The organism is Pseudomonas sp. PDM10 (assembly GCF_014852295.1).
Classification (GTDB): domain Bacteria; phylum Pseudomonadota; class Gammaproteobacteria; order Pseudomonadales; family Pseudomonadaceae; genus Aquipseudomonas.
Genome location: NZ_JACVBJ010000002.1, coordinates 62,461 through 87,449, shown reverse-complemented (window position 1 = coordinate 87,449; position 24,989 = coordinate 62,461). Strand labels below are relative to the sequence as shown.

Below are 24,989 nucleotides of genomic sequence, written 5' to 3'. Positions count from 1 at the left end.
GTTCCAGAGGCAGTGCATCGTTTCAGCACACGTCGTACTGACCGCACGCTCAAGATTTTATTCCGGCCTACCCTGTAGACTGCGCACAGCCAACCTATTGTCAGGGGATGACGCTCTCTGTCGTCCCTATAAGAACAAGCCAGAAGGATTCCTTATGACCCGCACCGATCAGCCGGCGACGACCGAGAGCACGCCCGACAGCGATCTCGTCAGCCCCCCGATCAACGCCGAGCGTCTGCTGCAGCTGATCACCAACGAATACGAAAGCCTGCCGCGCCAGCTCAAACGCATCGCCAGTTACATGAGCCAGCAGAGCGACCGGATCATGGTCGACCGCATCAGCGACATCGCCCGCGAGTGCGAAGTGCACCCGTCGGCGATCGTGCGTTTTTCCCAGCGTTTCGGCTTCAGTGGCTTTAGCGAAATGCAGGCGCTGTTCCGCGAGGCCTATACCCACAAGACCACGCCGGTGCAGAACTACCAGCAGCGCATTCGCAGCATGATCGCCAACAAGTCGCAGAAGGCCAGCGGCGGCGACCTGGCGCGCGAGTGCATCGATGCGACTTTGTCGGGCATCGAACGCCTGGGGCTGGAACTCGATGATCAGGCTTTCGACAAGGCCGTCGACCTGGTGGTGAATGCCGACAACATCTACGTGGTCGGGGTGCGCCGTTCATTCGCGGTGGCCGACTACCTGGTCTACAACCTGCAACACACCAACAAGCGTATCCATCTGGTTTCGGGGCTCGGCGGCAGCTACCGCGAGCAGATGCGCAGCGTGCGCACCAATGACCTGGTGATCGCCATCAGCTTCACGCCCTACGGCAAGGAAACCCAGCACTGCCTGCGCATTGCCCAGCACCATCAGGCCAAAACCCTGATCATCACCGACAGCAACCTCTCGCCCCTGGCCAAGCGCGCCAACACCGTGCTGCTGGTCAACGAAGGCAGTTCGTTTGCCTTCCGTTCGTTGAGTGCAACGCTGTGCCTGTGCCAGGCGCTGTTTATCGCCGTGGCCTATCGGCTGGAATTGAAGGTCGATGAGATTCACGAACAGGTCGGCTTCGAGGATTAGCGCCACGCCGTTTGCAGCTCGCTGAAGCTAAACTAAGGTTGTCCATCCCGAAATGGACATCTGAAGGAGCGGTTCAATGAAGCTGATCGGCATGCTGGATTCACCGTACGTGCGGCGCGTCGCCATCTCTGCCAAACGCCTTGGCATCCCACTGGAACACCAGTCGGTTTCGGTGTTTCGGCATTTCGAGCAATTCCAGCAGATCAACCCGGTGGTCAAGGCACCCACCCTGGTGCTCGACGACGGCGAGGTGTTGATCGACTCGACGCTGATCCTCGACTACCTCGAAGCCTTGGCCGGCCCTAGCAACAGCCTGATGCCCAGGGACCTGAAGCAGCGCTTGCGCTCGTTGCGCCTGATCGGCCTGGCGTTGGCGGCGTGCGAAAAGTCCGTACAGCTCTACTACGAACGCAACCTGCGGCCAGCGGAGATTCAGTTTGAGCCGTGGGTGGAGCGGGTCGAAGGGCAATTGGCGGCAGCCTATTCGGCGCTGGAGCGGGAGCTGGAAATGCAGCCGCTGAAGACTGACGGGACGATTGCTCAAGACGGGATTACGTTGGCGGTGGCATGGAGTTTCACCCGTCTGGTGGTGCCGGATCAGGTGGATGAGAATCGGTTTCCACAGATCAGTGCGTTTACGGCATATGCCGAAGGGCTTGAGGATTTTGTCAGTACGCCGATTGAGTAGATGGATTTGTTGTGTCTGATATGCCCTCATCGCGAGCAGGCTCACTCCCACATTTGATCTGTGTCGCTCACTTTGGGTTCGCTGAAGATCCACTGTGGGAGCGAGCCTGCTCGCGATAGCGGAGTGACAGTCGACATCAAAGTAAAGGTCAGTCCCGATTGCACAAAACGCCGCTTCCACCCAAGGCAGAAGCGGCACAGGCCTGTGCCCCAGCGTAAATCAGTGCATGAACAGGGCGATCAGGATGATGAGCGGGATCGGTACGCCGAGAAAGAACAGCAGTAGTGAGCGCATGGTAGTTCTCCTGGGTTAGCGAACAGGCAGTGAAGTGGTGGTCACGTAAGCGTCGGATTCCAGATACACCACGGCATCCCGACGACGGCCGCCAAAGGTTGCAGCGAGGCTGGCGCAAAACGCACCGATCAGCAGCGCAATGAACATCCACAGCGAAGTCCAGGCAGCGACTTTGGCAGCGGTGTCGGCGGCTTGTTGGGCGGTGAGTTTGGCGTCGGCCACGGCTTTTTGCGTGCGGGCATACACTTCATCAACGCGACGTTCCGCGTCCGCTTGAGTGAGGTTGGTTCGCTGGGCGACCAGTTGCGCCAGGTAGATGCGGTCTTCGGCAGCCAGTTGACCGTCGTTGCTCAGATTGCGCACGAAGATGCGCGTCACGGTGCCGCGAACGGCGTCATCACTGACCGCCGCCGGACGATCATCGCGGAACAGGCTGTCGACGAAATAACCGTACGGGTCACTGTCAGTGTTGCCGACAGCCGTGCCGGCGGCTTGAGTCGCGGCACTCGCAGCGCCGCCAACCACGCTCGCCCCGGCCTGCACGCCACCGCTGACGATGCTGCTGACCGAGCCGACCACCAGCGTCGCCGTCACCAGCGTTGCCACGCACCAGGCCAGAAAGCCGTGGGCAGTGTCACGGAAGTAAACTTCATCACCGTGCATGTACGCCCACTTCACCCGCAAACGACCGGCGATGTAACCGCCCAGTCCGGAAGCCACGATTTGCGTAGCCGCCAACCAGACAATCGTTGAAATACCCAGGCCCTTGGCGCTGACCCGTTCATTGGCCCACGGCGACACCGCCGAAAAACCCAGGCCAAAGCCGAGCAGCACGAGAATCAGCGACAACGCTGCCGCCGCAGCGGCTCCCGCGAAGATCGCGCCCCAGGACACGCCAGAGAGCGTGCTCGTTTCTTCGAGGGCAGGATAGAAACCATCAGAGGATCTATTCATTGTTATATCGCTCCAGGCAGGAAAGATGGTGATACAACTCTTCAACGGAGGAAGTGCAGTCACCGTGCCAGTCGCCAACCTTAAATAAATCGCGGTTTTTCAATAAGTTATAAAGTTTGAACTTCCAATGGCCTTGCAATTTGCAAGGAACTGTCAGTAACGGCGGGTTTTATGCATTGCATACGAACTACTTGCGCTTGTAACTCTTATTACCGCTGGGCGTGAGGCAATACACCCCGCCCCTAGGTCCCGTGCAGAATGTACCGCTGCCACATGTGCAACCATCGGCGCTCTGCAACAGCGTTTGCGGGCGAGCCTGGCTGGTGCCGCCATACATCGCCGAGCAACTTTTCTTCGAGCCACTGATGGAGCCATCGTTACACAGGAACAGATCGCCATCGCAGCGATCGATACCGCCCTTTTTTCCCGAGCACGGTGTATTGCCCGCCCAGGTGGATCCGCTAGTAACGCAGAGCAGCAACAGGACAATCGGCATCCAGCCACGACAAATCAAAGTGCGCACAATCCAACTTCCTATTAGAGTTATGGCCGAATGATATCAATATTCCGGGCAGGCTTATGAATCAACATGAAAGTTAATTTAAAAAGTCGCCGACGTTTCTTGGCAAAATGCCCACACCTTCGCCATGAACTGACTATCAGGCCCGCCCTATGACCCGCATCTTGACCATCGAAGACGACGCCGTGACCGCCCGGGAAATCGTTGCCGAATTGAGCAGCCACGGCCTCGACGTGGATTGGGTCGACAACGGCCGCGAAGGTCTGGCGCGCGCGGTCAGCGGCCACTACGACCTGATCACCCTCGACCGCATGCTGCCCGAGCTCGATGGTCTGGCGATTGTGACCACGCTGCGGACCATGGGCGTGGCCACGCCGATCCTGATGATCAGCGCCCTCTCCGACGTCGATGAGCGTGTGCGCGGCTTGCGCGCGGGCGGTGACGATTATCTGACCAAACCGTTCGCCACCGATGAAATGGCCGCCCGGGTCGAAGTCCTGCTGCGCCGGCAGAACACCGTGACCGCCCAGGCCACCACGTTGCGGGTGGCGGATCTGGAGCTCAACCTGATCAGCCATGAAGCCAGCCGCGACGGTCAGCTGCTGACGCTGTTGCCCACCGAGTACAAGTTGCTGGAATTCCTGATGCGCAACACCGGGCAGATTCTGTCGCGGATGATGATTTTCGAAGAGGTCTGGGGTTACCACTTCGACCCCGGCACCAACCTGATCGACGTGCACATCGGCCGGCTGCGCAAGAAGATCGACCCGCCCGGCAATCTCCCATTGATCCGGACCGTGCGAGGCTCGGGTTATGTCATTGCCGAACCCGTCTAAAGGCTGGCGTTCCTCCAGCAGCCGCCTGCTGGCGCTCTACAGTTCGCTGTTCGTGCTCTGGAGCGGCATTCTCATGGGGGTCATGTACTACGAGGTGTCCGATTACCTGGACAACCTGGCCAAACACTCGCTGATGCAGCGCCAGCATTTGTTTTCGCGCTTTCAAGGCGAACAACTGATGGACGCCCTCGCCGTCAGCATGACCTTCGACATTCGCGGCATCGACGCCTATGGCCTGTTCGATAGTCAGCATCGCTACCTCAATGGCGCCCTGCAGCACATTCCCGAAGACCTGCCGCTGGACGGCAAGATTCACATGCTCAGCGACTGCGCCGACTCCGACGACCCGACCCTGCCCGCTGACAGCTGCGACGCCGTGGCGACCCAGACCCGGGATGGACGCTGGCTGGTGCTGGTGCGCGATAACGGTTCGTTATTCGCCGTGACCCGGATCATCCTCCACGCGTTGTTCTGGGGCGTGACCCTGACAATCCTGCCGGGCATCGCCGGCTGGCACTTGTTGCGCCGCCGCCCCTTGCGGCGCATACGCGGGATTCAGGCCAGTGCCGAGGCCATCGTCGCCGGCGACCTGACCCGCCGTCTGCCATTGTCCAATCGCCGCGATGAACTGGACATGCTCGCCGCCATCGTCAACGCCATGCTCGAACGTATTGAACGCTTGATGAACGAGGTCAAGGGCGTCTGCGACAACATTGCCCACGACCTGCGCACACCGCTGACGCGCCTGCGGGCGCAGCTGTACCGGATTCAGCAACAGGCTGATGAGGGTTCGACGCTGGCGGTGCAACTGGACTCAGTGCTCGGTGAAGCGGACACCTTGATGGCGCGCTTTCGAGGGTTGTTGCGGATTTCCGAGCTGGAAGATCGTCAGCGCCGTTCGGGTTTTGTGCAGCTGGATCCGGTGCCATTGTTGCAAGAGCTGCACGACTTTTATCTGCCGTTGGCGGAAGAAGGCGAACTGGTTTTCAAGCTGCAACTGCCTGACGTCTTGCCGCCATTGAATGGTGATCGCGCGTTGCTCTTCGAAGCGGTAGCGAACCTGCTGAGCAACTCGATCAAGTTCACACCGCCGGGTGGCGAGGTGATTTTGCGGGGGGTCAATGAGGGTGGGCATACGCGGATCGAAGTGCTCGATTCGGGGGCAGGGATTCCGGAGGCAGAGCGGGAGGCCGTGTTCCAGCGGTTCTATCGTGCAGAGGGCGGCAACCAGAAAAGCGGGTTCGGGCTAGGGCTGTCGATCGTGGCGGCGATTGTGAGCTTGCATGGGTTTACGCTTGAAGTCGGTACCAGTGAACTCGGCGGTGCGCGGTTGGTGCTGGATTGCCAGCAACGCTTGATTCCCCCCGCTTGATCGCTCCCAAGTCGAGGCGTTGATCGTTCCCACGCTCTGCGTGGGAATGCAGCCCGGGACGCTCCGCGTCCCTTTCGAGAGCTGGAACGCGGAGCGTCCCTTGAGGCATTCCCACGCAGAGCGTGGGAACGATCATTGGTGGTGCTTTCAGTAGCCCACCACCCCTTCTTCATGCATCTGCCGCAACAGCACCGCCCCGTTTTCCATAAACTCCGACGCCCCAGCCATCCCCGCTTCCACCGCCAATCCTTCCAGCTGCTCACGCCCGTCCAGTTGAGGACATTCCTCAATCCGCTGCAACAACCGCCACGCCAACGGGCTCAGTTCAGAAAACTTCACACTCCAGTCCTGCGCCCGACGCACCAACAGCAATGTCGGCTGAGCCGGCGCTGTCTGCGGTTGATAATCCGGCCCCACCAATTGCACCGGCCAGGCATACGCCAACGGCCAGGCCAGCGGCGAAACCTGCAACGGTCGATCCAGCAACAACCCAGCATCGCTCAGCGGCAACGGTTCGGCCTCGGACTGCTGCAACGCCATCTCGACCCACTCGTAATGCGCCAGCTCCACCATGAACGGCGGCCACGACCCTTCGCTCAACGCTTGCGGTTCCGAGGCCAGGAACTCGACGAACTCCTTGGCGATCTCACCGAATTTCGGCGTGTGCGCGCGGTAGTCGCGCAGGAAAATCCGTACCAGTGAACGCCAGTGCTCATCACCGAGAATCTTGATCAGCACCGGAAACGTCCCGCTGAGCAACGACGACAGGTTCGCGAAAATCAGCTCGCGGTAAACCTGCGCCCGCGTCACGTCCATCCCGGCCGGTGGCGCGCAATGATCGGGATCACGCAGGTAAAGGCCCAGGGTGTTTTGCTGTTGAAACAGGCTCGGCTTATCCACGCTTCACCCCCTCGGTTTGCAGACGGCGGATGGTCTGCAATTCGGCCACCAGTTCGGAAAATGCCGGGAAGTTGAAATCCCGTTCCAGCAGTGTCGGTTGCGCGCCGAAGCGAGCGTAAGCCTCTGCCAGCAACGACCAGACCACCGGTTTGACCGAAGCGCCGTGGGTGTCGATTTTCAAGGTGTCAGACTCATCGAAATGCCCGGCCACGTGCATGGCCACCACCCGGCCCGAATCGATGCCGGCCAGAAAGGTCTGCGGATCGAAACCGTGATTGATCGAGTTGACGTAGACATTGTTGACGTCCAGCAACAGGTCGCAATCGGCTTCGCGCAGCACCGCGTTGGTGAAGGTCAGCTCGTCCATGTCCTGTTGTGGCGCGGCGTAGTAGGAGACGTTTTCCACCGCCAGGCGCCGACCAAGAATGTCCTGGGCCTGGCGAATTCGCGCGGCAACGTGGTGCACCGCTTCTTCGGTAAAGGGCAGCGGCAGCAGGTCGTAAAGGTGACCGTCATCGCTGCAGTAGCTCAAGTGTTCGCTGTACAGCGGCACCTTGTATTGATCGAGGAAAACCCGGACTTCCTGCAGAAACCCGACGTCCAGCGGTGCCGGGCCGCCCAATGACAGGGACAAGCCATGACAGGACAACGGATAGCGCTCGGCCAGGGCACGCAACGCATGACCATGAGCGCCACCGATACCGATCCAGTTTTCCGGCGCGACTTCCAGAAAGTCGAAATCGCCCACGCGGGCTACCTGAAGGTCCTTCATTAAACCGCGACGCAAACCGAGCCCGACGGTCGCCTTCGCTGAAGTGATGGGGGTCTGCATGATGTCGAACTCAATGATTGCCAGGACGGAATCACAGTTAACCGAAAGGATGTATCGGATCTGTGTTCGGCAATGCCCTGGTAGTGCAGGGAACTGTATCGGGAAGCCTGTCAGATACAGTGCAATACACAACACAAATCCCTTGTGGGAGCGGCGGTGCGGCGATCCCACAGGGGTTCAGTGTCAGTCAGGGAAATGTAACTTTCGTCGCTCCAGGCAGCGGCGCACGGCCCCCGGACTAAACTTAGTGCACGCAGGACGTGCTTATCGTCCTGTTCATTCCAACGACCACCGTTCAGAGGTGAACGCCTCGGAAAACAAGGCCTCTGGACTGTGATCCTGCTGAAGGAGCACACGTGATGGACGAGGCAAGACTCAATGATTTCATGGGTAAACTGGTGAACGACATGGGCGGGGCGGCGATGCTCGCCAACGTCATCCTCGGCGAAGAGCTCGGGCTGTACCGGGCCATGGCCGACAGTCAGCCAGTCACCCCTGAAGCCCTCGCCGACAAAACCGGCTGCAACACCCGCCTGCTGCGCGAATGGCTCAGCGCCCACGCCGCTTCCGGTTACATGGAACACCGCGACGGCCAGTTCCGCCTGCCCGAAGAGCAAGCCCTGGCATTGGCAATCGAAGACTCGCCGGTCTATGTGGCGGGTGGCATCGGGGTGGTCGCATCGTTTTTCCATGACAAGGACAAACTGGTCAACGCCATGCGCGGCGACGGTGCCCTCGCCTGGGGCGATCACCATCCGTGCATGTTCAGCGGCACGGAGCGGTTCTTCCGACCAGGTTATAAAGCGCACCTGGTCGCCGAATGGCTGCCGGCGCTCGAAGGCGTGGTCGCCAAACTGGAGGCTGGCGCCAAGGTGGCGGATATCGGCTGCGGCCACGGCGCCTCCACCGTGATCATGGCCCAGTCGTTTCCGGAATCGCGGTTCGTCGGTTTCGACTACCACGCGCCCTCCGTCACCGTCGCCACCCAGCGCGCCGAAGAAGGTGGCGTGGCCGGGCGTGCGCGGTTCTTCCAGGGCACGGCAAAAAGCTTCCCCGGCGACGACTATGACCTGGTCTGCTACTTCGACTGCCTGCACGATATGGGCGACCCGGTGGGCGCGGCGCGGCACGCTTATGACGCGCTAAAACCGGATGGCACGGTGCTGCTGGTAGAGCCGTTCGCCAACGACTCGCTCGATGACAACACCAACCCGGTTGGCCGCTTGTTCTACGCCGCCTCGACCTTCATCTGCACCCCGAACTCGCTGTCCCAGGAGGTCGGCCTCGGGCTCGGCGCCCAGGCTGGCGAGGCGCGTTTGCGCAAGGTCTTCACTGAGGCCGGGTTCAAGACGTTCCGGCGGGCCACGGAAACGCCGTTCAACCTGATTCTGGAGGCACGCAAGTAAACCCGATCCCTGTAGGAGCACAGCTTGCTGGCGATGGCGTGTTTGAAATCGCCATCGCCAGCAAGCTGTGCTCCTACAGGGTGGTCGGCCAATGCTACCCTGCAAACACTCATGGTCCACCGGAGTGTTGAACATGCTCGACAGCCACATCCGCGAACAACTCGGCCACCTTCAGCAGTTAATGGCCGAGCAGCCGTTTGTGGTCCTGACCGGCGCCGGCATCAGCACTCCGTCGGGCATTCCGGACTACCGCGATAATCAAGGCGTGCGGCGTGGCCGGCAACCGATGATGTATCAGGAGTTTCTCTCGGCGCCCGAATCCCGGCGACGCTATTGGGCGCGGGCGATGCTCGGTTGGCCGCGGGTGCGCCAGGCTCAGCCGAACGTGGCCCACGAGGCCTTGGCCCGTTTGCAAAGCTCGCAGCAGATCAGCGGGCTGATCACTCAAAACGTCGACACCCTGCACGACCAGGCCGGCAGCCATGACGTCATCGAACTCCACGGCAGCCTGCACCGGGTGTTGTGCCTGGACTGCGGAAAACGCAGCGAACGGGATTCGATCCAGCAATTGATGGAAGCGCAGAATCCGTATCTGGCCGGCGTGGATGCGGTGCAAGCCCCGGATGGCGACACGCTGCTGGATGCAGCGTTTGAGGCACGTTTTCAGGTACCGCATTGCCCGCACTGCGCAGGTGAGCGGATGAAGCCGGACGTGGTGTTTTTTGGCGAGAATGTGGCGCAGATAACGGCGGCCAAAGCGATGGCGGCGGTCGAAAAGGCGGCGGGGTTGTTGGTGGTCGGGTCTTCGTTGATGGCGTATTCGGCGTTTCGGTTATGCCGGGCGGTGGCGGATCAGGGGAAGCCGTTGATTGCGATTAATTTGGGGAAGACTCGGGCGGATGACCTTCTTGATTTGAAGATTGAGGGGTCTTGTGAACGGCTTTTGCCGTTGTTGGCGGAGGGGCTGGGGCGCTGATGCCTTGAGCTCCGTGTTCGACTGAAGATCCAGCCCTCTCCCCAGTGGGGAGAGGGGGAAAGGGGGCAGATCTCCAGTGCTTTCAAGTCCTGAGTTCGACTCGACGTCGCAGGTCGCAGTACCTAGCCCATTCAACTCGGTCAGTCCCCTCGCCCCTCGGGGAGAGGGTTAGGGTGAGGGGGTGGTTCTCTCAGAATGTCGAATAAAGCCTGCGCCGCCGCCGACAGTTCCACCCCTGGCTTGGTCAGCACCCCAATCGCCCGCTCCACCACCGGATCGCGCAAGGTAATGCACCGCGCGCCCAGTTCCAGCATCTGCCCGACACACAACGCCGGCACTGCACTCACCCCCAAACCGCTGGCCACCATCCGTCCGACCGTCGCCAACTGATGGCTTTCAAACTCCACCGGCAATTTCATCCCACGCGCCTGCAAGTGCTCTTCGAGCATCACCCGCACCGTGGACGGTCGCTGCAAAGTGATGAACGGTTCCTTGAGCAAGGTCTGCCAATCGATGTCTTCCAGTTCCGCCAAAGGAGAATCCTTCGGCACAACGGCCACAAACCGGTCCATATACAACGGCGTGAATGCCAGCGATGAACTCTGATTCGGCTCAAACGCCACCCCCAGTTCAACCTGTCGATCACGCACCATCTCCAGCACCTGCTCGTTGATCACGTCATTCACCGTGACGTTGACCTTGGGATAGCGCGCGCGGAAGGTTTTCAGGATCGGCGGCAGCAGGTTGCCGGCAAATGAGGGCATCGCCGCCAGCGTCACGCGACCGCGCTGGAGGGTGAAGCGTTGCCGCAGCTCATCCTCGGCATTGTCCCAGTCGGCAATCAGGCGACGTGCCAGTGGCACCAGCGATTCTCCCTCCGCGGTCAGCGCGACGTTGCGTGTGTTGCGGGTGAACAGGCGCCCGCCCAGCCCCTCCTCCAGCGCCTTGATGGTCAGGCTTAATGCCGATTGCGACAGGTGTAACCGCTCGCAGGCCACGGCAAAACTCAGACTCTGGGCCACGGCCAGGAATGCGCGGATCTGCTTGACTGTCATGTGCGAGTTGCTCCAGTAATTAAGAGTACGGCTTGCCCGCGATGGCTTCCTTGAAATCGCCATCGTCGGATCGCCGCCCGGAGCAGGCTCGCTCCCACAGGGGTTATTGGTGAGTTTTATCTATCAATCAACCTTAAAAATCAACTTAACAAATGAATCCTTCAGCGCGACACTCCTACCCCATACGGCTAGCCAGCCGCCCACAAAGAATAAAAGAGGTGCATATGGCAGGTTTCGACAAGCGCGTGAGTTCCTACGAGGAAGCTCTGGCAGGTCTTGAAGACGGCATGACCGTGATCGCCGGCGGCTTCGGTCTGTGCGGGATTCCGGAAAACCTCATCGCCGAGATCAAGCGCAAAGGCACACGCGACCTCACCGTGGTTTCCAACAACTGCGGCGTCGACGGTTTCGGCCTCGGCGTGCTGCTGGAAGACCGGCAGATCCGCAAGGTGGTGGCCTCCTACGTCGGCGAGAACAAACTGTTCGAAGACCAACTGCTTAAAGGCGAAATCGAAGTGGTCCTGACCCCCCAAGGCACCCTCGCCGAAAAAATGCGCGCAGGCGGTGCCGGCATCCCGGCGTTCTTCACCGCCACCGGCGTCGGCACTCCCGTTGCAGACGGCAAGGAAGTCCGCGAATTCCATGGCCGCAAGTACCTGATGGAAGAATCCATCACCGGTGACTTCGCCATCGTCAAAGGCTGGAAAGCCGACCATTTCGGCAACGTCATCTATCGCCACACCGCCCAGAACTTCAACCCGCTGGCCGCCACCGCGGGCAAGATCACCGTGGTCGAAGTCGAAGAAATCGTCGAACCCGGCGAGCTGGACCCGGCGCAGATCCACACCCCTGGCATCTACGTCGACCGGGTCATTTGCGGCACGTTCGAGAAGCGCATCGAACAGCGCACCGTGCGTAAGTGATCCCCTGCCCCCGGACCGAATGAAGGAATAACAACAATGGCACTTTCCCGCGAACAAATGGCTCAACGCGTCGCCCGCGAAATGCAGGACGGCTTCTACGTGAACCTGGGCATCGGCATTCCGACCCTGGTCGCCAACTACATTCCTGAAGGCATGGAAGTCATGCTGCAGTCGGAAAACGGCTTGCTGGGCATGGGTCCCTTTCCTACTGAAGAAACCATCGATGCCGACATGATCAACGCCGGCAAACAAACGGTGACTGCGCGTATCGGCGCGTCAATCTTTTCCTCCGCCGAGTCCTTCGCGATGATCCGCGGTGGTCATGTCGACCTGACCGTACTCGGTGCGTTTGAAGTGGACGTGGAAGGCAACATCGCCTCGTGGATGATCCCCGGCAAACTGGTCAAGGGCATGGGCGGCGCCATGGACCTGGTGGCCGGCGCAGACAACATCATCGTCATCATGACCCACGCGTCCAAGGACGGTGAGTCCAAGCTCCTGTCCAAATGCAGCCTGCCGCTGACCGGTGCCGGGTGCATCAAGCGTGTGCTGACCGACCTGGCTTACCTGGAAATCGAAAACGGCGCGTTCATTCTCAAAGAACGCGCACCGGGCGTCAGCGTCGAGGAGATTGTCGCCAAGACCGCCGGTAAACTGATCGTGCCGGATCACGTTCCGGAAATGCAGTTCGCTGCCCAGTGAGGAATCATTCCATGCAAGAAGTCGTCATTGTCGCCGCCACCCGCACCGCCATCGGCAGTTTCCAGGGTGCCCTGGCCAACGTGTCCGCGGTTGACCTCGGTGCTGCGGTAATCCGTCAGCTGCTGGCGCAAACCGGTCTGGACGTTGCTGAAGTCGATGAAGTGATCATGGGCCAGGTGCTGACCGCCGGCGCCGGACAAAACCCTGCGCGCCAGTCGGCAATCAAAGCCGGCCTGCCCTTCACCGTGCCTGCGATGACCCTGAACAAGGTCTGCGGCTCGGGCCTCAAAGCCCTGCACCTGGCCACTCAGGCGATTCGCTGCGGCGATGCCGATGTGATCATTGCCGGCGGCCAGGAAAACATGAGCCTGTCCAATTACGTCATGCCCGGTGCGCGCACCGGTCTGCGCATGGGTCACGCGCAAATCGTCGACACCATGATCAGCGACGGCCTGTGGGATGCGTTCAACGATTACCACATGGGCATCACCGCCGAGAATCTGGCCGAGAAGTACAGCCTGACTCGCGAGCAACAAGACGCCTTCGCCGCAGCCTCGCAGCAGAAAGCCACGGCCGCCATCGAAGCCGGGCGTTTTGCCGATGAGATCACGCCGATCCTGATTCCTCAGCGCAAGGGCGACCCGGTCGCCTTCCAGGTTGACGAACAACCTCGAGCAGGCACCACCGCTGAAGCACTGGGCAAACTGAAACCGGCCTTCAAAAAGGACGGTTCGGTGACCGCTGGTAATGCCTCGTCCCTGAACGACGGTGCTGCCGCCGTGATCCTGATGAGCGCGGAAAAGGCCAAGGCCCTCGGCCTGCCCGTGCTGGCGAAAATCGCGGCTTACGCCAACGCGGGCGTAGACCCGGCGATCATGGGCATCGGCCCGGTCAGCGCGACTCGTCGTTGCCTGGACAAGGCCGGCTGGTCCATCGACCAACTGGACCTGATCGAAGCCAACGAAGCCTTCGCTGCGCAATCGCTGGCGGTGGCCAAGGACCTGGAATGGGACCTGAACAAGGTCAACGTCAACGGCGGCGCTATCGCCTTGGGCCACCCGATCGGTGCGTCGGGTTGCCGAGTGCTGGTGACTTTGCTGCATGAAATGATCAAGCGCGACGCCAAGAAAGGCCTCGCCACCCTGTGCATCGGTGGTGGTCAGGGCGTGGCACTGGCGATCGAACGGGCGTAAAGCGTTCAACAGACGGCGCGGGGACCCACGAATATCCGTTCGCCGTCTGGCAAAACACCCGGTGCGACTCACGTCGCACCGGGTTCTTTTTGCCTGGCTGTCAGGCAAATTTCACCAGATTCAGCACCGGCAGCGGACCGCCTGGAAACTGCACCAGCCGCGCCCCGACACTCAATTCCCCAAGATCAATCCCGAAGAAGCCCAGCTGCTCGATCAGCGCCGCCACTTGAGCTTTCGCATCGGCATCATCACCCGAGAGAAACAGCACCCGCCGCCCGCCCTCGGCCGCTGGATCACTTTCCAGAAAACGCGCCTGAAGGTGATTGAACGCCTTCACCACCCGCGCACCGGGCACCCATTCGGCAAACACTTCGCTGGATGTGCGCCCCTGCAAATCCACCGCCTTGAACGATGGCGCCTCGATTGAGTTGTTGGCGTCGATGACAATCCGTCCGTCAAAATTCGGCAGGCCGGCGAGCGCGGTCGGCAACTTCGACCAATTGACCGCGACCAGCACGATGGCTTGCGCGGCGGCTTCCTCGCGGGTTCCGGCACGCGCCGTTGGCCCGAGTTCTTCCACCAGCGAGGCCAGGCTTTGCGGGCCACGGCTGTTGGCGATAACCACTTCAATGCCTTGACGCGACAGTGCTCTGGCAAAGGCTGCGCCGATTGCGCCGGCGCCGATGATTCCGATGGTGCTCATGGTTGTTCACTCCGAGGGTTGTCGTTGGAGTGAATACTGCGCTTGCCATTAGCGCTTGATTAGCGGGTAATGCCTTGAATGATCTTCAAGCATGACTAGCAGGTGATTCCCATGGAAACCCTCGCCAACCTCGAATCCTTCGTCCGCAGCGCCGAGACCGGCAGTTTTTCCGCCGCCGCACGGGTACTCGCGCTGACCCCAGCCGCTGTCAGCCGCAACGTGGCGATGCTCGAACGCAACATCGGCGTGCGGCTGTTCCAGCGCTCGACCCGCAAGCTGTCCCTGACCGAAGCCGGGGAACGCTTTCTGACGAGCATCGGCGGCAATCTGGAAGCGTTACAGACAGCAATCAGCGCGGTGAGCAGCGACCAAGGCGAGCCGACGGGCGTGCTCAAGGTCAGTCTGGCGCCGACGTTTGGCATCGGCCATGTCTTGCCGCTGCTGCCAGCGTTTCTGGCGCGCTACCCATTGATTCGCCCGGAATGGCACTTCGAAAACCGCCCCGTGGATTTGATTGCCGAAGGGTATGACGCGGCCATTGGCGGCGGTTTCGAGTTAATGCCAGGTGTGGTGTCGCGGACGTTGGCGGCGGCGCATGTGGTGGCGGTCGCCTCTCCCGCCTACCTCGCAGGACGCAGCCTGCCCGAGGGTCCGGCTGACCTGTGCGAACACACCGCCATTGTGATGCGCGGCACCCGCACCGGGCGGATTCGCCAATGGCTGATGCGCGATGGCGCGGGCAACGAAGCACCGGCCAATCTGAATGAACACATTGTGTTCAATGACCCGGCCGCCATGCGCGAAGCGGCGATACTCGGCCTGGGCGTGACGCTGCTGGTGTTGCCGGATGTGCTGGCGAATATCCAGCGTGGCGAACTGGTGCGCCTGCTGCCCGACTGGCACGCCGACGCGGGGCCGATTTCGCTGTATTACCCGAGCCGGACGTTGATGCCGGCCAAGACCCGGGTGTTCATCGATTTTGTGGTCGAGGCGTTTAAGCACAACTGATCGTTCCCACGGCGTGGGAACGATCCCCCCTCTGTAGGAGCAAGCTCGGCTCCTACACAGGCGTGTCGTGATTGAAACCTTCATTTTTGTATACAAAATCACGACATCTATAGAGCAACTCCATCCACGCAATGCTAACGTTGCCGCCTCACTCAGGTCGGAGGTGCGTGCGTGCTGCTACTCAAACTGCTGGTCATCCCAGGATTTCTCTTGCTGATTTCCCTGGCCGGTAAACGCTGGGGACCGAGTGTCGCCGGTTGGCTGCCGGGGTTGCCGGTGGTGGTCGGGCCGATTCTGTTCTTTCTCGCCATCGAGCAGGGCCAGGTGTTCGCCGCTCAATCGGCGACGGCAGCGCTGTCGGCGATGTTCGCGATGATTGCCTTTTGCGTGACCTACGCTCAGGTTGCACAACGCGCGAAGTGGCCGTGGGCGCTGGTGATTTCGCTGTTGGTCTGGGCCACGGCGGCCGTTGTGCTGTCATTTATTCCCCCGTCCCTGGTGTTCTCGGTGATCGCCGCCGCGACCGCCCTGCTGGCGGCGCCGTATCTGTTTCCCTCGGTACAGCCGATCGTTTCGGGCCCGGCGCCGAAGTCCGACAAATTGCTGTTGCGCATGATTGCCGGCGCCCTGCTCACCCTCGCTGTCACGTTGCTGGCCAGCACCGTCGGTGAACGCTGGAGCGGTCTGCTCGCGGTGTTCCCGGTGCTGGGCAGCGTGATGGCGGTGTTCTCCCAGCAAACCCGCGGCCCGGCGTTTACTGCCGCGTTGTTGCGGGCCACCGCGACCGGGATGTATTCGTTCGCCGCGTTTTGCCTGGTGTTGGCGCTGACGTTGCCGAATTTTGGTTGGTGGGGATTCGCGATGGGAGTGGTGGTTTCATTGATGATGCTATTAGTTACCAAGTGGTTAGTAATACGCGCAGATAAAAATAGTCACCCCATCGTAACGCCTTCAGGCTGAGCGACAATTGATCGGCGCCCGATACAACGCTGGGCATCGGACTTTCATTGCTCAGCCTCGACGGCTAACCAAAATCGGGAAAATCATGGATAAAAGGATCCGAGCAACTGGCATTGGGTGGAGAGCCATGCTCTTTCAGACACACCACCACTGAATGTTTTCCACCTCTTGCGGGTGTGTTGCTCGCGTGCATTTTGAAATTGACAGTGTCGTAGTTTTGATAGGTCCCCATAGACTCCCATTTATTGAATTTGCTGTAGAAATATGCCTGGATTTCAGTGAAATCGGCCGTAGGCATTACTCCAAAAATGCTGGTGAAGTAACCTTCGTGTTCAATTTTGCTAATTACTATTTTCGAATTTGCCATATTCGTAGCCCCTTGACTTATTGCCACCCGATAAGAATCAAGTTCATTCTTTCTCACCTACAACGTGCTGCCTACCTGTTAGAAATAACAGTTTCGACGAACGGTATTGGCTGACTTGATCCCGCTATCCTCCGTGCCCAAAGCTTCCGGCTCAGTTCTCGGCCGGAGAAAAGCTGCACAAAGCGGCAATTGCTCGGCGCACTGCCGGGCTTGGCCGGCACTGCTTTCAGCAACCCATTCACAGTAAGAGCTTTGAGTACACCGAACTCTATGGCGAGGGGGCTTGCCTCCGCTCGACGAGGCAGCCGTCAAAACCTGCACAGGCGGCCGTCACACCGTGCTGGAGTCATTCACATCGTCCATGGGATGATCGCCCTCAACGCGCGACCATCCACTGGAGTTTCTGAATGTCATTGTTGAGTAAAAAAGCCGTTGTCCTGTTGTTGACGGCGGTTGCCAGTCTGGGAGCGCTGAATGCGCAGGCCGCCAAGGCCACTGCCAGCGATGCCGCGCCGGCACAGAACGTCTCGATGCTCGGCGGCAAGTTCAAGTTCAGCCTGCCTAAAGGCTTCGTCGCCAACCCGCTGCCTGCCGGCGACGCGACCACCGGCACCGCCGGGGCAACGGGCACCATGTACACCAATCAGGCGACTAAAACCGTCGTGATCGCCGCTGAAAACACCATCCCCGGCGGCCTCAACGTGAAAGACAACGACGGTCAGTTCCTCGACTCCGTGGCGTCTGACTTCGCCACCCAACAAGCCATGGCGCTGCCGGACTTCACCAAGCTCAGCGAAAAAAGCCTGACCCAAAAAGGTACCGGCCTGGGGTTGCGGCAGATCGACAGCACCGCCACCCAGGGCGGCGGCAAAACCCTCGACACCACGCTGATGGCCGCGTCCAACACGCGCATGGCGATCATTCAGGTGATTTCCCGCCTCAGCGACAATGCTGGCCACGAGACGCTGGTCAAACAAATCGTCACCGGTAAGTGAGCGTCAGGGATTGAGACGCTGCAACCAGGCACTCAAGTCCTGCATTTCGGCAGCACTGATGCTGTGACCGACGCCAGGGTAGGCATGAAATTCAGGCTTGAGTGACAGGCTCCGCAACAGGCTGTCGGCGTCCGTGCCGTCAATGTACGGAAGGCGTTTGTCCGCGGTGCCATGACCGATGAAAATCGCCAGCTCCTGGCGCTTTTCATCCGGTTTCAGTTCGGACCTGAGCACCGGCAGAATCCGCCCGCTCAACGCCGCGATCCCGCCCACCGCCTCGGGGTGACGCAGGGCCAACTCGTAGGACATGATCGCGCCCTGGCTGAAACCCACCAGGAACACCTTGCTCGGTTCGGTGTGATATTTCTTCGCCGCTTGTGCGACGAAATCCTGCAGCACCTGGCCGCTGGACTTCAGATCATCGGTCTCACCGTTGTAGGCCGCGTTGCCCTTCTCGCGAAACCACTTGTAACTGCCCTCCTCCATCACCATCGGTGCGCGTACCGACAGGTAGTTGTATGACGCGGGCAGTTCATCCTTGATGTCGAACAGGTCCTCCTCGTTACTGCCAAAACCGTGGAGGAAAATCACCAGGGGCTGATTGCGCGATTCGGGGTTGGCCTGCTCCAGGTACTTGAGTGGCAGATCGGTTCGCAGCGGGATTTGAGCATGGACGGCGGTGGACGCCAGGAGTGTCAGCAGAGCGAGAAACTTCAACATAAACCTTCCTTCACAAGTGCAGGATTCGGGGCAGAGCCTAACATCTCTTTTGGCCTTTGATCGTTCCCACGCTCTGCGTGGGAATGCAGCCCGGGACGCTCCGCGTCCCTAAAGCGGACGCGGAGCGTCCGTTGAGGCATTCCCACGCAGAGCGTGGGAACGATCGGTGACGATCCTCAATCGTTGATGAGTTTTCCGACCCGAATCGGCTCGCGCCCCGCGACCTTCGCCTGCCAGGTGCCCGGCTGGGTATAGCGCCCGCGATCGATGGCAAACAACACCCCACTGGTCCCGGCGCAAACAGTCGTGACCCGATCATTCAGCGGATCGACCACTTCAAACAGCGCATCCCCCTTCTCCACCCATTCACCCGAATCGCGCAAGAAACTGACGACCCCGTGATGCGGCGCGAACAGGTATTGGGTGCCTTCGAACGGCATGCCTTCACAGCATTCGCTCGGGGCCGCTGGCCAAGTACCTTTGATGAAACCCTGTTCGGCGAGGAACCCGAGAATCGCCTCACAATTGGCTTGAGCCTGATCGACTCGCGTATCACCCATGCTGCCCAACTCCAGCGTCGTCGCCAGGTTGGCCGGCGGAATCTCCGCATCTGGGAAAGCCCTGGCCAGGCGCAACCACGGGGTGGAACACGACTCATCGAAAGAGCTGCCGCCAGAATCTTCGCAGAGCAACGCCACCCCAGCCTTCAAACGCGCCGCCAGGGATTGCCACTGAGACCAGTGTTGCGGCAAGGCATACAGATGAATCGCCGCGTCGAAATCACAATGCAGATCCAGGGTGATGTCGGCCTCACAGGCGTGGCGCAGCAGCAAGCGGTGCATGGCTTCAAGCTGCGAGGCCGGTGCCGGCAAGTCGTCGAGTACCTGGCCCATGGTCTGGCGAATCAGCGCAATGTTGGCCGCCGCATCACTGCCCAACCGATCGCCGATCAACTCGGCCACCGGTGCGCTGAGTTCGACGAAAGAGCGGTTGAAGTTCTTGCCACTGCCCAGCTCGAAGCGGCCCATGTGGCTGCCTTGCAGGTGCTGATCGAGGCCAATCGGATTGGCCACCGGGACCAGTTCAATCACGCCCTGCAACTGGCCTTGGGTTTCGAGTTCGGCCAGACGCTTTTTCAGTTCCCACGCCGTGCGCATGCCCGGCAGTTCATCCGCGTGCAGGCTGGCCTGGATGTAGACCTTGCGGGTGCCCGCGCCAAAACGAAACACGCTGAGGGTGCGTTCGGTGCCCAGGTGACTCCAGGGCAGTGAATGGTCGATGCGTTGCATGGAAACTCCTGAATATCTGAACGGCGAAAATCACCTGTGGGAGCGGCGGTGCGGCGATCCGACTTGCTCGCGAAAGCGGTTTTCCAGTGGAAAGTTTTTTGCCTGACACACCGCTTTCGCGAGCAAGCCCGCTCCCACAGGGATCTTATTTCAACAGAGAAAACGCATAAAAAAAGTGGCAACCGCGTCAACGGTTGCCACTTTTTTGAACGGCGTGATTACTGGCCGTAAACGTCAAAGTCGAAGTACTTGTCTTGCACTTGCTTGTACTTGCCGTTGGCGCGGATTTCGTTGATGGCGGTGTTGAATTTCTCTGCCAAGGCGGTATCGCCCTTGCGCACAGCAATACCGGCACCGCCGCCGAAGTACTTGGCGTCTTCGTAGGTCGGGCCGACGAAAGCGAAGCCTTTACCGGCGTCGGTTTTCAGGAAACCGTCGTCCAGGTTGACCGAGTCGGCCAGCATCGCGTCGAGACGACCGGCGACCATGTCCAGGTTGGCTTCCTGCTGGGAGCCGTAGCGAACCAGATTGATACCGGCCGGCACCAGCACTTCAGTGGCGAAGCGGTCGTGGGTACTGGCGCGCAGCACACCGACTTTCTTGCCTTTGAGTTCGGTCAGCGGGTCTTTGATGTCGGTGCCTTCCTTCATCACGAAGCGCGCCGGGGTGTGGTAGTACTTGATGGTGAAGTCGACGTTCTTTTTGCGATCGTCGGTGATGGTCATGGACGACAGGATCGCGTCGATTTTCTTGACCTTCAGCGCCGGGATCAGGCCGTCGAATTCTTGCTCGACCCAGGTGCACTTCACTTTCATCTGCTCGCACAGTGCGTCGCCGATGTCCACGTCGAAGCCGGTGAGTTTGCCTTCAGGGGTTTTCATCGAGAATGGCGGATAACCGGCTTCGATACCGAGACGGATCGGCTTGGCGTCTTCGGCCACAGCCGTCAGAGACAACATCGACAGTGCCAGAGCACCGAACATCACTAGCTTCTTCATTTATAACTCCTGTGTGCGGAGGCTTTTATTGGCAGCTTTCGGTAGGTGAAGACCGAAGTGGCCGGCAGTCTAGAGCGGCTCAAGGAGGGCAAATTGTGTATAAGCGACAAATACTTATAGAAAAGCAGCCGACAGATTCAAGTCCCTTGAAGCGTGCGCCAAGCCGGTGCAAAGACTGTAGGACAAGCCCTTTTTTCAGACAAAACCTACAAGCAAAAACTACAAGAGAGTTCCTATGCCCACGTTGAACCTGATCCAGCACCACCCCGCCGAAGGTCCCGGCGCCATTGACACGTGGGCCTCGTCCCGAGGTTTGACCCTGAACGTGTTTCGCGCCGACCTCGGCCAGTTGCCGCCAGTCAGTGCCGCACCCGTGATCCTGTTGGGCGGGCCTTATGAATCCAACGCCGGGCCGGCCTGGCTGGAAGTTGAACGCCAGTGGTTGGCGGGCAGCCTGGATCAAGGCGCGGCGGTGTTTGCGATTTGTCTGGGGGCGCAGTTACTGGCGCTGAGCCTGGGCGGGAATGTGCGGCGGATGGATCGAACCGAAACCGGTTGGACGCCCGTAACCTTTATCGATGGCCAGACGTTGCAGGTGCTGGAATGGCACGAAGACGCCATCGACCTGCCGCCAAACGCGCAGTTGCTGGCCAGCAGTGATCAGTGCGAGCAGCAGATGTATCGCGTCGGGCCGACGCGGGTGGGTTTGCAGTTCCATCCGGAGTGGACGGCTGAATCGGTGGCAACGCTCAATGAACACTTTGGCGACGAGTCACCGCTGCCCCGGGGTCAACAGGACAGCGCCGCCTATGCAGCCGTGTTCGAGTGGTTGCAGGCGACGCTTGATGGGTGGTGGGCATCCGTTTAGAGCAAGATCAACAGATCGCAGCCTCGTTTCACTCGACAGCTGCTACAGGTGATCGCGTAGACCTGTAGCAGCTGTCGAGTGAAACGAGGCTGCGTTCTTTTCGACTACATCAACATTCGCAACCGATCACGGTGCTGGCAGGCCGTTGCACAGCAACACTCAACTCAAACCCTTCATCCAGCCACCCGGTCACCCCGCCGATCATTTCCTTGACCGGGTAACCCAGCGCCGCCAGTTTCACGGCAGCCTTGTTGGCACCGTTGCAGTGGGGCCCGGCGCAATACACCACGAACAGGCTGGTTTTCGGGTAGGCCGCCAGAGCTTCAGCGTTCAGCAGTCGCCCCGGAATATTGATCGCTCCCGGCACATGGCCACGCTCGAACGCGAGCGGGCCGCGCACGTCTACCAGGACAAAATCCACTTCGCCGGCCTGTTGGCTGCCGTGGACGTCGGAACAGTCGGTTTCGAAGGTCAGACGGTTGCTGAAATGCATCAGGGCGATGGCCGATGGGGCGGCGGGAATCTCGCGGACCAGGCTGGTCATGGGCTGTACTCCAAAGTCTCGGTGGGTGTGAGAAGACTTTATCGGCCCGACGCTTGCGGCTACAGTGGCGCACAAGACACTCACCGGGAACTTTCCGCCAAATGCAGCCCACCCCTGGATTGGTCGCGATTCTGGCCTACGACGGCCTCTGTACGTTCGAGTTCGGCATCGCCGTGGAGATCTTCGGCCTGGCCCGTCCGGAGTTCGACTTCCCTTGGTACGAACACCGAATCGCCGCCGTTGATAGGGGCCCGATGCGCGCCATGGGCGGTATTCAGGTGCTGGCCGATGGCGGCATGGAACTGCTCGAGAACGCGCGGACCATCATCATTCCCGGCTGGCGTGATCGCAGCGCCCCGGTGCCTGAGGCGTTGATCGCGGCCCTGCGCCAGGCCCATGCACGGGGTGCGCGGCTGCTGTCGATCTGTTCGGGGGTGTTCGTGCTGGCGGCCACCGGTTTGCTCGACGGTCGCGGCGCCACCACCCACTGGCGTTACGCCGCTGAGTTGGCCGAGCGTTTTCCGAACATTCTGGTGGACCCGGACGTGCTCTATGTCGATTCAGGTCAACTGATCACCTCGGCCGGCAGCGCTGCCGGTATCGATGCCTGCCTGCACTTGGTGGCGCGGGACTTCGGTACGCAGGTGGCCAACTCGGTGGCGCGACGGCTGGTGATGTCGCCGCAACGCACCGGCGGCCAGGCGCAGTTCATTCCGACACCGGTCAGTCCTACGCCGCGTAGCGATTTGTCGCGCGTCATGCAGTGGGCACGCGAGCGTTTGCATGAACCGCTGGAGGTTCGCGAGCTGGCGAGTGAAGCGGCCATGAGTGAACGGACTTTCCTGCGCCGCTTCACTGAAGCCACCGGCATGCCGCCCAAAGCCTGGTTGCAGCATGAGCGACTGGGCCGTGCTCGGGAGCTGCTTGAGAGCACGAGCCAGAACACCGACCAAATTGCCCAGCGCTGCGGTTATCGCTCGGTGGAGAGTTTTCGGGTGGCGTTTCGCAGCGTGGTCGGGGTGCCGCCGTCGGTGTATCGGGAGCGGTTTGGGCGGGAGGTAAAAGCAATAATTTGAGGTGTGTTTGAGGGCCTCATCGCGAGCAGGCTCGCTCCCACATTAGACCGTGTCCGCCAATACAACTCGGTCAACTGTGGGAGCGAGCCTGCTCGCGATGAGGCCAGCCCAGACACCAGTTTTCTCAAGGCTTACGCAACAGATACGTATCCATAATCCACCCATTGGCCAACCGGGCCGCCTTGCGCACTCGTTCAATCTCATCCGCCACCTCCCTGAGCTTGCCGCTGATCAGGATTTCATCCGGCGTCCCCAGGTAGGCCCCCCAGTAAATCTCTCCCACATTAGACCGTGTCCGCCAATACAACTCGGTCAACTGTGGGAGCGAGCCTGCTCGCGATGAGGCCAGCCCAGACACCAGTTTTCTCAAGGCTTACGCAACAGATACGTATCCATAATCCACCCATTGGCCAACCGGGCCGCCTTGCGCACTCGTTCAATCTCATCCGCCACCTCCCTGAGCTTGCCGCTGATCAGGATTTCATCCGGCGTCCCCAGGTAGGCCCCCCAGTAAATCTCCGTCTCCTGATCCGCCACCCGATGGTAGGAATCTTCTGCATCGAGCATCACCACCAGGCTGTCGGCATCGCTCACCTGCCCCGCCGCCAGCCGTCGGCCAGTGGTGATTTCAATCGAGCGGCCAATGCGGTTCAGCGGCACCTTATGTTGCGCCGCCAGCGCCTGAACACTGGTGATGCCGGGGATCACTTCAAATTCGAAGACACACCGGCCCGAGGCCAGAATCGCCTGCAAGATCCGGATCGTGCTGTCGTACAACGCCGGATCGCCCCACACCAGAAAACCGGCGCACTGCTCGTCAGTCATTTCCTCGCTGATCAACCGTTCGAACGTCCGCTGCTTGGCCAGGTTCAGGTCTTCCACGCTGGCCTTGTAGTCCACATCACCGCGTTCACGCTCCGGGCTGTGGGCTTCAACGAAGCGGTAGTCGCGATCGGTGATGTAGCGCTCGCAGATCTCGCGGCGCAGGTCGATCAGTTTGTCTTTGCTTTGGCCCTTGTCCATGAGAAAAAACACGTCGACAAGGTTCAGCGCTTTCACGGCCTGCATCGTGATGTAGTCGGGGTTGCCGGCGCCGATGCCGATGACCAGAAGTTTTTTCATCAACGTGTTCCCTCAGGGTCCGTGCCCAGCAAGCGTAAGCGCCAGCGGCCGTTAAAGCGCAACTCAACGGCCGACAGCGGTTCAACATCGATCAGGTTGAACGCTGTGCCTTGCAGCACCTGCGTCAGCGCGGCGCGAATCACAAATGGATGGGTGATGGCAACGATGTGTCCCGGAGTGGCCTCCAGCGTTTTCAGCCAAGCGGTCACCCGCTCACCGAGTTGCACCACCGACTCGCCACCGTGGGGCGCCGAATTCGGATCATCGAGCCAGATTTGTAGCGCGTGGGCTGAGGATTTTTGCAGATCGTCGATCCGCGCGCCTTTCCAGTGCCCGAAATCGCAATCCCTTAATGCCTCGACAATCTCCACGTCACTGCCGAACAACTCGGCGGTTTGCCGGGTTCTCAGTTCAGGCCCACACACCAGTCGCGGCGTCCCCTTGAACTGAGCACGACGCGATCCCCTTGCCGATTGCCAATCCATTTCTATTGGCTCATTCGTAGGAAAACACGCCAATTTTTGTGCGACGGTTCGAGCGTGGCACATCAAAGTCAAACGGGTTGCCTGCACGAAGGATCACTCTGTCGATGGAATGGAAAACGGCAACACGC

Annotated in this window: 27 protein-coding genes; 14 read left to right on the top strand and 13 right to left on the bottom strand. The window is 60.2% G+C overall.

Features of this window, described 5'->3' with window-relative positions; all coding sequences use genetic code 11:
- Nucleotides 1–154 precede the first annotated feature (154 nt).
- Nucleotides 155–1,075: a MurR/RpiR family transcriptional regulator gene (locus IB252_RS06940; RefSeq protein ID WP_192407743.1), complete on the top strand. Its 921-nt coding sequence runs from the start codon at nucleotides 155–157 to the stop codon at nucleotides 1,073–1,075.
- A gap of 76 nt (nucleotides 1,076–1,151) precedes the next feature.
- Complete coding sequence (locus IB252_RS06935) at nucleotides 1,152–1,763, top strand: glutathione S-transferase N-terminal domain-containing protein (protein WP_192407742.1); 612 nt, start codon at nucleotides 1,152–1,154, stop codon at nucleotides 1,761–1,763.
- Nucleotides 1,764–2,072: 309 nt separating this feature from the next.
- Here the strand turns inward: IB252_RS06935 and IB252_RS06930 are convergent, their stop codons facing one another.
- A complete protein-coding gene (locus IB252_RS06930) occupies nucleotides 2,073–3,011 on the bottom strand; it encodes a hypothetical protein (RefSeq protein WP_192407740.1) in 939 nt (312 codons plus the stop codon).
- A gap of 187 nt (nucleotides 3,012–3,198) precedes the next feature.
- A complete protein-coding gene (locus IB252_RS06925) occupies nucleotides 3,199–3,507 on the bottom strand; it encodes a hypothetical protein (protein ID WP_192408559.1) in 309 nt (102 codons plus the stop codon).
- 176 nt (nucleotides 3,508–3,683) lie between these two features.
- On the opposite strand from IB252_RS06925, the gene IB252_RS06920 reads away from it, so the two are divergent.
- Nucleotides 3,684–4,367, top strand: coding sequence for a response regulator transcription factor (locus IB252_RS06920; protein WP_192407738.1), 684 nt, complete (start codon nucleotides 3,684–3,686; stop codon nucleotides 4,365–4,367).
- Nucleotides 4,345–5,739, top strand: a complete 1,395-nt coding sequence (locus tag IB252_RS06915; RefSeq protein WP_192407736.1) for a sensor histidine kinase — start codon at nucleotides 4,345–4,347, stop codon at nucleotides 5,737–5,739. The genes IB252_RS06920 and IB252_RS06915 overlap by 23 nt, the downstream gene beginning before the upstream one ends.
- Before the next feature lie 147 nt (nucleotides 5,740–5,886).
- On the opposite strand, the gene IB252_RS06910 is transcribed toward IB252_RS06915, so the two are convergent.
- Nucleotides 5,887–6,639 carry a DUF2063 domain-containing protein gene (locus IB252_RS06910; protein WP_192407734.1) on the bottom strand — a complete coding sequence of 251 codons (753 nt, stop codon included), beginning with the start codon at nucleotides 6,637–6,639 and terminating at the stop codon, nucleotides 5,887–5,889.
- Nucleotides 6,632–7,471, bottom strand: coding sequence for a DUF692 domain-containing protein (locus IB252_RS06905; protein ID WP_192407726.1), 840 nt, complete (start codon nucleotides 7,469–7,471; stop codon nucleotides 6,632–6,634). Before IB252_RS06905 ends, IB252_RS06910 begins: the two co-directional genes overlap by 8 nt.
- A 359-nt stretch (nucleotides 7,472–7,830) precedes the next feature.
- Between IB252_RS06905 and IB252_RS06900 the strand changes: the two genes are divergently transcribed.
- The gene (locus IB252_RS06900) at nucleotides 7,831–8,877 is read left to right on the top strand and encodes a class I SAM-dependent methyltransferase (RefSeq protein ID WP_111452100.1); all 1,047 of its coding nucleotides are present in this window, start codon (nucleotides 7,831–7,833) and stop codon (nucleotides 8,875–8,877) included.
- A 133-nt stretch (nucleotides 8,878–9,010) separates the two neighbouring features.
- A complete protein-coding gene (locus IB252_RS06895) occupies nucleotides 9,011–9,853 on the top strand; it encodes an NAD-dependent protein deacetylase (protein WP_192407724.1) in 843 nt (280 codons plus the stop codon).
- Nucleotides 9,854–9,993: 140 nt separating this feature from the next.
- On the opposite strand, the gene IB252_RS06890 is transcribed toward IB252_RS06895, so the two are convergent.
- Complete coding sequence (locus IB252_RS06890; protein ID WP_111452098.1) at nucleotides 9,994–10,908, bottom strand: LysR family transcriptional regulator; 915 nt, start codon at nucleotides 10,906–10,908, stop codon at nucleotides 9,994–9,996.
- Nucleotides 10,909–11,132: 224 nt separating this feature from the next.
- Here IB252_RS06890 and IB252_RS06885 point away from each other — a divergent pair, with 224 nt between their 5' ends.
- The 3 genes from IB252_RS06885 to IB252_RS06875 are packed head-to-tail and all read left to right on the top strand — an operon-like array spanning nucleotide 11,133 to nucleotide 13,726.
- Nucleotides 11,133–11,831, top strand: a complete 699-nt coding sequence (locus tag IB252_RS06885; protein ID WP_033058258.1) for a CoA transferase subunit A — start codon at nucleotides 11,133–11,135, stop codon at nucleotides 11,829–11,831.
- 36 nt (nucleotides 11,832–11,867) lie between these two features.
- Entirely contained in the window at nucleotides 11,868–12,533 is a 666-nt protein-coding gene (locus tag IB252_RS06880) for a CoA transferase subunit B (RefSeq protein WP_054051104.1), read from the top strand.
- A gap of 11 nt (nucleotides 12,534–12,544) precedes the next feature.
- Nucleotides 12,545–13,726, top strand: a complete 1,182-nt coding sequence (locus IB252_RS06875) for an acetyl-CoA C-acetyltransferase (RefSeq protein WP_111452097.1) — start codon at nucleotides 12,545–12,547, stop codon at nucleotides 13,724–13,726.
- Between the two features lie 100 nt (nucleotides 13,727–13,826).
- Here the strand turns inward: IB252_RS06875 and IB252_RS06870 are convergent, their stop codons facing one another.
- Nucleotides 13,827–14,429: an NADPH-dependent F420 reductase gene (locus IB252_RS06870; protein WP_111452096.1), complete on the bottom strand. Its 603-nt coding sequence runs from the start codon at nucleotides 14,427–14,429 to the stop codon at nucleotides 13,827–13,829.
- 111 nt (nucleotides 14,430–14,540) lie between these two features.
- On the opposite strand from IB252_RS06870, the gene IB252_RS06865 reads away from it, so the two are divergent.
- Nucleotides 14,541–15,437, top strand: a complete 897-nt coding sequence (locus tag IB252_RS06865; protein WP_192407722.1) for a LysR family transcriptional regulator — start codon at nucleotides 14,541–14,543, stop codon at nucleotides 15,435–15,437.
- Nucleotides 15,438–15,608: 171 nt separating this feature from the next.
- Nucleotides 15,609–16,397, top strand: a complete 789-nt coding sequence (locus IB252_RS06860) for a hypothetical protein (RefSeq protein WP_192407720.1) — start codon at nucleotides 15,609–15,611, stop codon at nucleotides 16,395–16,397.
- A gap of 64 nt (nucleotides 16,398–16,461) precedes the next feature.
- On the opposite strand, the gene IB252_RS06855 is transcribed toward IB252_RS06860, so the two are convergent.
- Entirely contained in the window at nucleotides 16,462–16,764 is a 303-nt protein-coding gene (locus IB252_RS06855) for a hypothetical protein (RefSeq protein ID WP_192407718.1), read from the bottom strand.
- A gap of 407 nt (nucleotides 16,765–17,171) precedes the next feature.
- On the opposite strand from IB252_RS06855, the gene IB252_RS06850 reads away from it, so the two are divergent.
- Nucleotides 17,172–17,759 carry a hypothetical protein gene (locus IB252_RS06850; RefSeq protein WP_111452093.1) on the top strand — a complete coding sequence of 196 codons (588 nt, stop codon included), beginning with the start codon at nucleotides 17,172–17,174 and terminating at the stop codon, nucleotides 17,757–17,759.
- Nucleotides 17,760–17,762: 3 nt separating this feature from the next.
- Here the strand turns inward: IB252_RS06850 and IB252_RS06845 are convergent, their stop codons facing one another.
- The 3 genes from IB252_RS06845 to IB252_RS06835 form a co-directional block, all read right to left on the bottom strand.
- Complete coding sequence (locus tag IB252_RS06845) at nucleotides 17,763–18,479, bottom strand: alpha/beta hydrolase (RefSeq protein WP_192407716.1); 717 nt, start codon at nucleotides 18,477–18,479, stop codon at nucleotides 17,763–17,765.
- A 176-nt stretch (nucleotides 18,480–18,655) separates the two neighbouring features.
- Complete coding sequence (locus IB252_RS06840) at nucleotides 18,656–19,768, bottom strand: succinylglutamate desuccinylase/aspartoacylase family protein (protein WP_192407714.1); 1,113 nt, start codon at nucleotides 19,766–19,768, stop codon at nucleotides 18,656–18,658.
- Nucleotides 19,769–19,986: 218 nt separating this feature from the next.
- Nucleotides 19,987–20,766, bottom strand: coding sequence for an ABC transporter substrate-binding protein (locus IB252_RS06835; RefSeq protein WP_111452090.1), 780 nt, complete (start codon nucleotides 20,764–20,766; stop codon nucleotides 19,987–19,989).
- Nucleotides 20,767–21,001: 235 nt separating this feature from the next.
- On the opposite strand from IB252_RS06835, the gene IB252_RS06830 reads away from it, so the two are divergent.
- Entirely contained in the window at nucleotides 21,002–21,634 is a 633-nt protein-coding gene (locus tag IB252_RS06830) for a type 1 glutamine amidotransferase (RefSeq protein ID WP_192407712.1), read from the top strand.
- 109 nt (nucleotides 21,635–21,743) lie between these two features.
- Here IB252_RS06830 and IB252_RS06825 read toward each other — a convergent pair whose 3' ends face one another.
- Nucleotides 21,744–22,178, bottom strand: a complete 435-nt coding sequence (locus tag IB252_RS06825; RefSeq protein ID WP_192407710.1) for a rhodanese-like domain-containing protein — start codon at nucleotides 22,176–22,178, stop codon at nucleotides 21,744–21,746.
- Between the two features lie 101 nt (nucleotides 22,179–22,279).
- Between IB252_RS06825 and ftrA the strand changes: the two genes are divergently transcribed.
- Nucleotides 22,280–23,254: a transcriptional regulator FtrA gene (gene ftrA / locus IB252_RS06820; protein ID WP_192407708.1), complete on the top strand. Its 975-nt coding sequence runs from the start codon at nucleotides 22,280–22,282 to the stop codon at nucleotides 23,252–23,254.
- A 366-nt stretch (nucleotides 23,255–23,620) separates the two neighbouring features.
- On the opposite strand, the gene cobF is transcribed toward ftrA, so the two are convergent.
- Both cobF and IB252_RS06805 read right to left on the bottom strand, forming a co-directional pair.
- Nucleotides 23,621–24,376, bottom strand: a complete 756-nt coding sequence (gene cobF, locus IB252_RS06810; protein ID WP_192407706.1) for a precorrin-6A synthase (deacetylating) — start codon at nucleotides 24,374–24,376, stop codon at nucleotides 23,621–23,623.
- The gene (locus IB252_RS06805) at nucleotides 24,376–24,948 is read right to left on the bottom strand and encodes a histidine phosphatase family protein (RefSeq protein ID WP_111452085.1); all 573 of its coding nucleotides are present in this window, start codon (nucleotides 24,946–24,948) and stop codon (nucleotides 24,376–24,378) included. Before IB252_RS06805 ends, cobF begins: the two co-directional genes overlap by 1 nt.
- Between the last annotated feature and the right edge of the window lie 41 nt (nucleotides 24,949–24,989).

Bases quoted from the DNA above. Each gene is read 5' to 3' on its own strand.
- IB252_RS06890 (WP_111452098.1), bottom strand. From the start codon at position 10,908: ATGACAGTCAAGCAGATCCGCGCATTCCTGGCCGTGGCCCAGAGTCTG.
- IB252_RS06915 (WP_192407736.1), top strand. From the start codon at position 4,345: ATGTCATTGCCGAACCCGTCTAAAGGCTGGCGTTCCTCCAGCAGCCGC.
- ftrA (WP_192407708.1), top strand. From the start codon at position 22,280: ATGCAGCCCACCCCTGGATTGGTCGCGATTCTGGCCTACGACGGCCTC.
- IB252_RS06920 (WP_192407738.1), top strand. From the start codon at position 3,684: ATGACCCGCATCTTGACCATCGAAGACGACGCCGTGACCGCCCGGGAA.
- IB252_RS06870 (WP_111452096.1), bottom strand. From the start codon at position 14,429: ATGAGCACCATCGGAATCATCGGCGCCGGCGCAATCGGCGCAGCCTTT.
- IB252_RS06900 (WP_111452100.1), top strand. From the start codon at position 7,831: ATGGACGAGGCAAGACTCAATGATTTCATGGGTAAACTGGTGAACGAC.
- IB252_RS06875 (WP_111452097.1), top strand. From the start codon at position 12,545: ATGCAAGAAGTCGTCATTGTCGCCGCCACCCGCACCGCCATCGGCAGT.
- cobF (WP_192407706.1), bottom strand. From the start codon at position 24,376: ATGAAAAAACTTCTGGTCATCGGCATCGGCGCCGGCAACCCCGACTAC.
- IB252_RS06935 (WP_192407742.1), top strand. From the start codon at position 1,152: ATGAAGCTGATCGGCATGCTGGATTCACCGTACGTGCGGCGCGTCGCC.
- IB252_RS06880 (WP_054051104.1), top strand. From the start codon at position 11,868: ATGGCACTTTCCCGCGAACAAATGGCTCAACGCGTCGCCCGCGAAATG.
- IB252_RS06865 (WP_192407722.1), top strand. From the start codon at position 14,541: ATGGAAACCCTCGCCAACCTCGAATCCTTCGTCCGCAGCGCCGAGACC.
- IB252_RS06940 (WP_192407743.1), top strand. From the start codon at position 155: ATGACCCGCACCGATCAGCCGGCGACGACCGAGAGCACGCCCGACAGC.
- IB252_RS06895 (WP_192407724.1), top strand. From the start codon at position 9,011: ATGCTCGACAGCCACATCCGCGAACAACTCGGCCACCTTCAGCAGTTA.
- IB252_RS06845 (WP_192407716.1), bottom strand. From the start codon at position 18,479: ATGTTGAAGTTTCTCGCTCTGCTGACACTCCTGGCGTCCACCGCCGTC.
- IB252_RS06825 (WP_192407710.1), bottom strand. From the start codon at position 22,178: ATGACCAGCCTGGTCCGCGAGATTCCCGCCGCCCCATCGGCCATCGCC.
- IB252_RS06855 (WP_192407718.1), bottom strand. From the start codon at position 16,764: ATGGCAAATTCGAAAATAGTAATTAGCAAAATTGAACACGAAGGTTAC.
- IB252_RS06850 (WP_111452093.1), top strand. From the start codon at position 17,172: ATGTCATTGTTGAGTAAAAAAGCCGTTGTCCTGTTGTTGACGGCGGTT.
- IB252_RS06835 (WP_111452090.1), bottom strand. From the start codon at position 20,766: ATGAAGAAGCTAGTGATGTTCGGTGCTCTGGCACTGTCGATGTTGTCT.
- IB252_RS06905 (WP_192407726.1), bottom strand. From the start codon at position 7,471: ATGCAGACCCCCATCACTTCAGCGAAGGCGACCGTCGGGCTCGGTTTG.
- IB252_RS06840 (WP_192407714.1), bottom strand. From the start codon at position 19,768: ATGCAACGCATCGACCATTCACTGCCCTGGAGTCACCTGGGCACCGAA.
- IB252_RS06925 (WP_192408559.1), bottom strand. From the start codon at position 3,507: ATGCCGATTGTCCTGTTGCTGCTCTGCGTTACTAGCGGATCCACCTGG.
- IB252_RS06830 (WP_192407712.1), top strand. From the start codon at position 21,002: ATGCCCACGTTGAACCTGATCCAGCACCACCCCGCCGAAGGTCCCGGC.
- IB252_RS06930 (WP_192407740.1), bottom strand. From the start codon at position 3,011: ATGAATAGATCCTCTGATGGTTTCTATCCTGCCCTCGAAGAAACGAGC.
- IB252_RS06885 (WP_033058258.1), top strand. From the start codon at position 11,133: ATGGCAGGTTTCGACAAGCGCGTGAGTTCCTACGAGGAAGCTCTGGCA.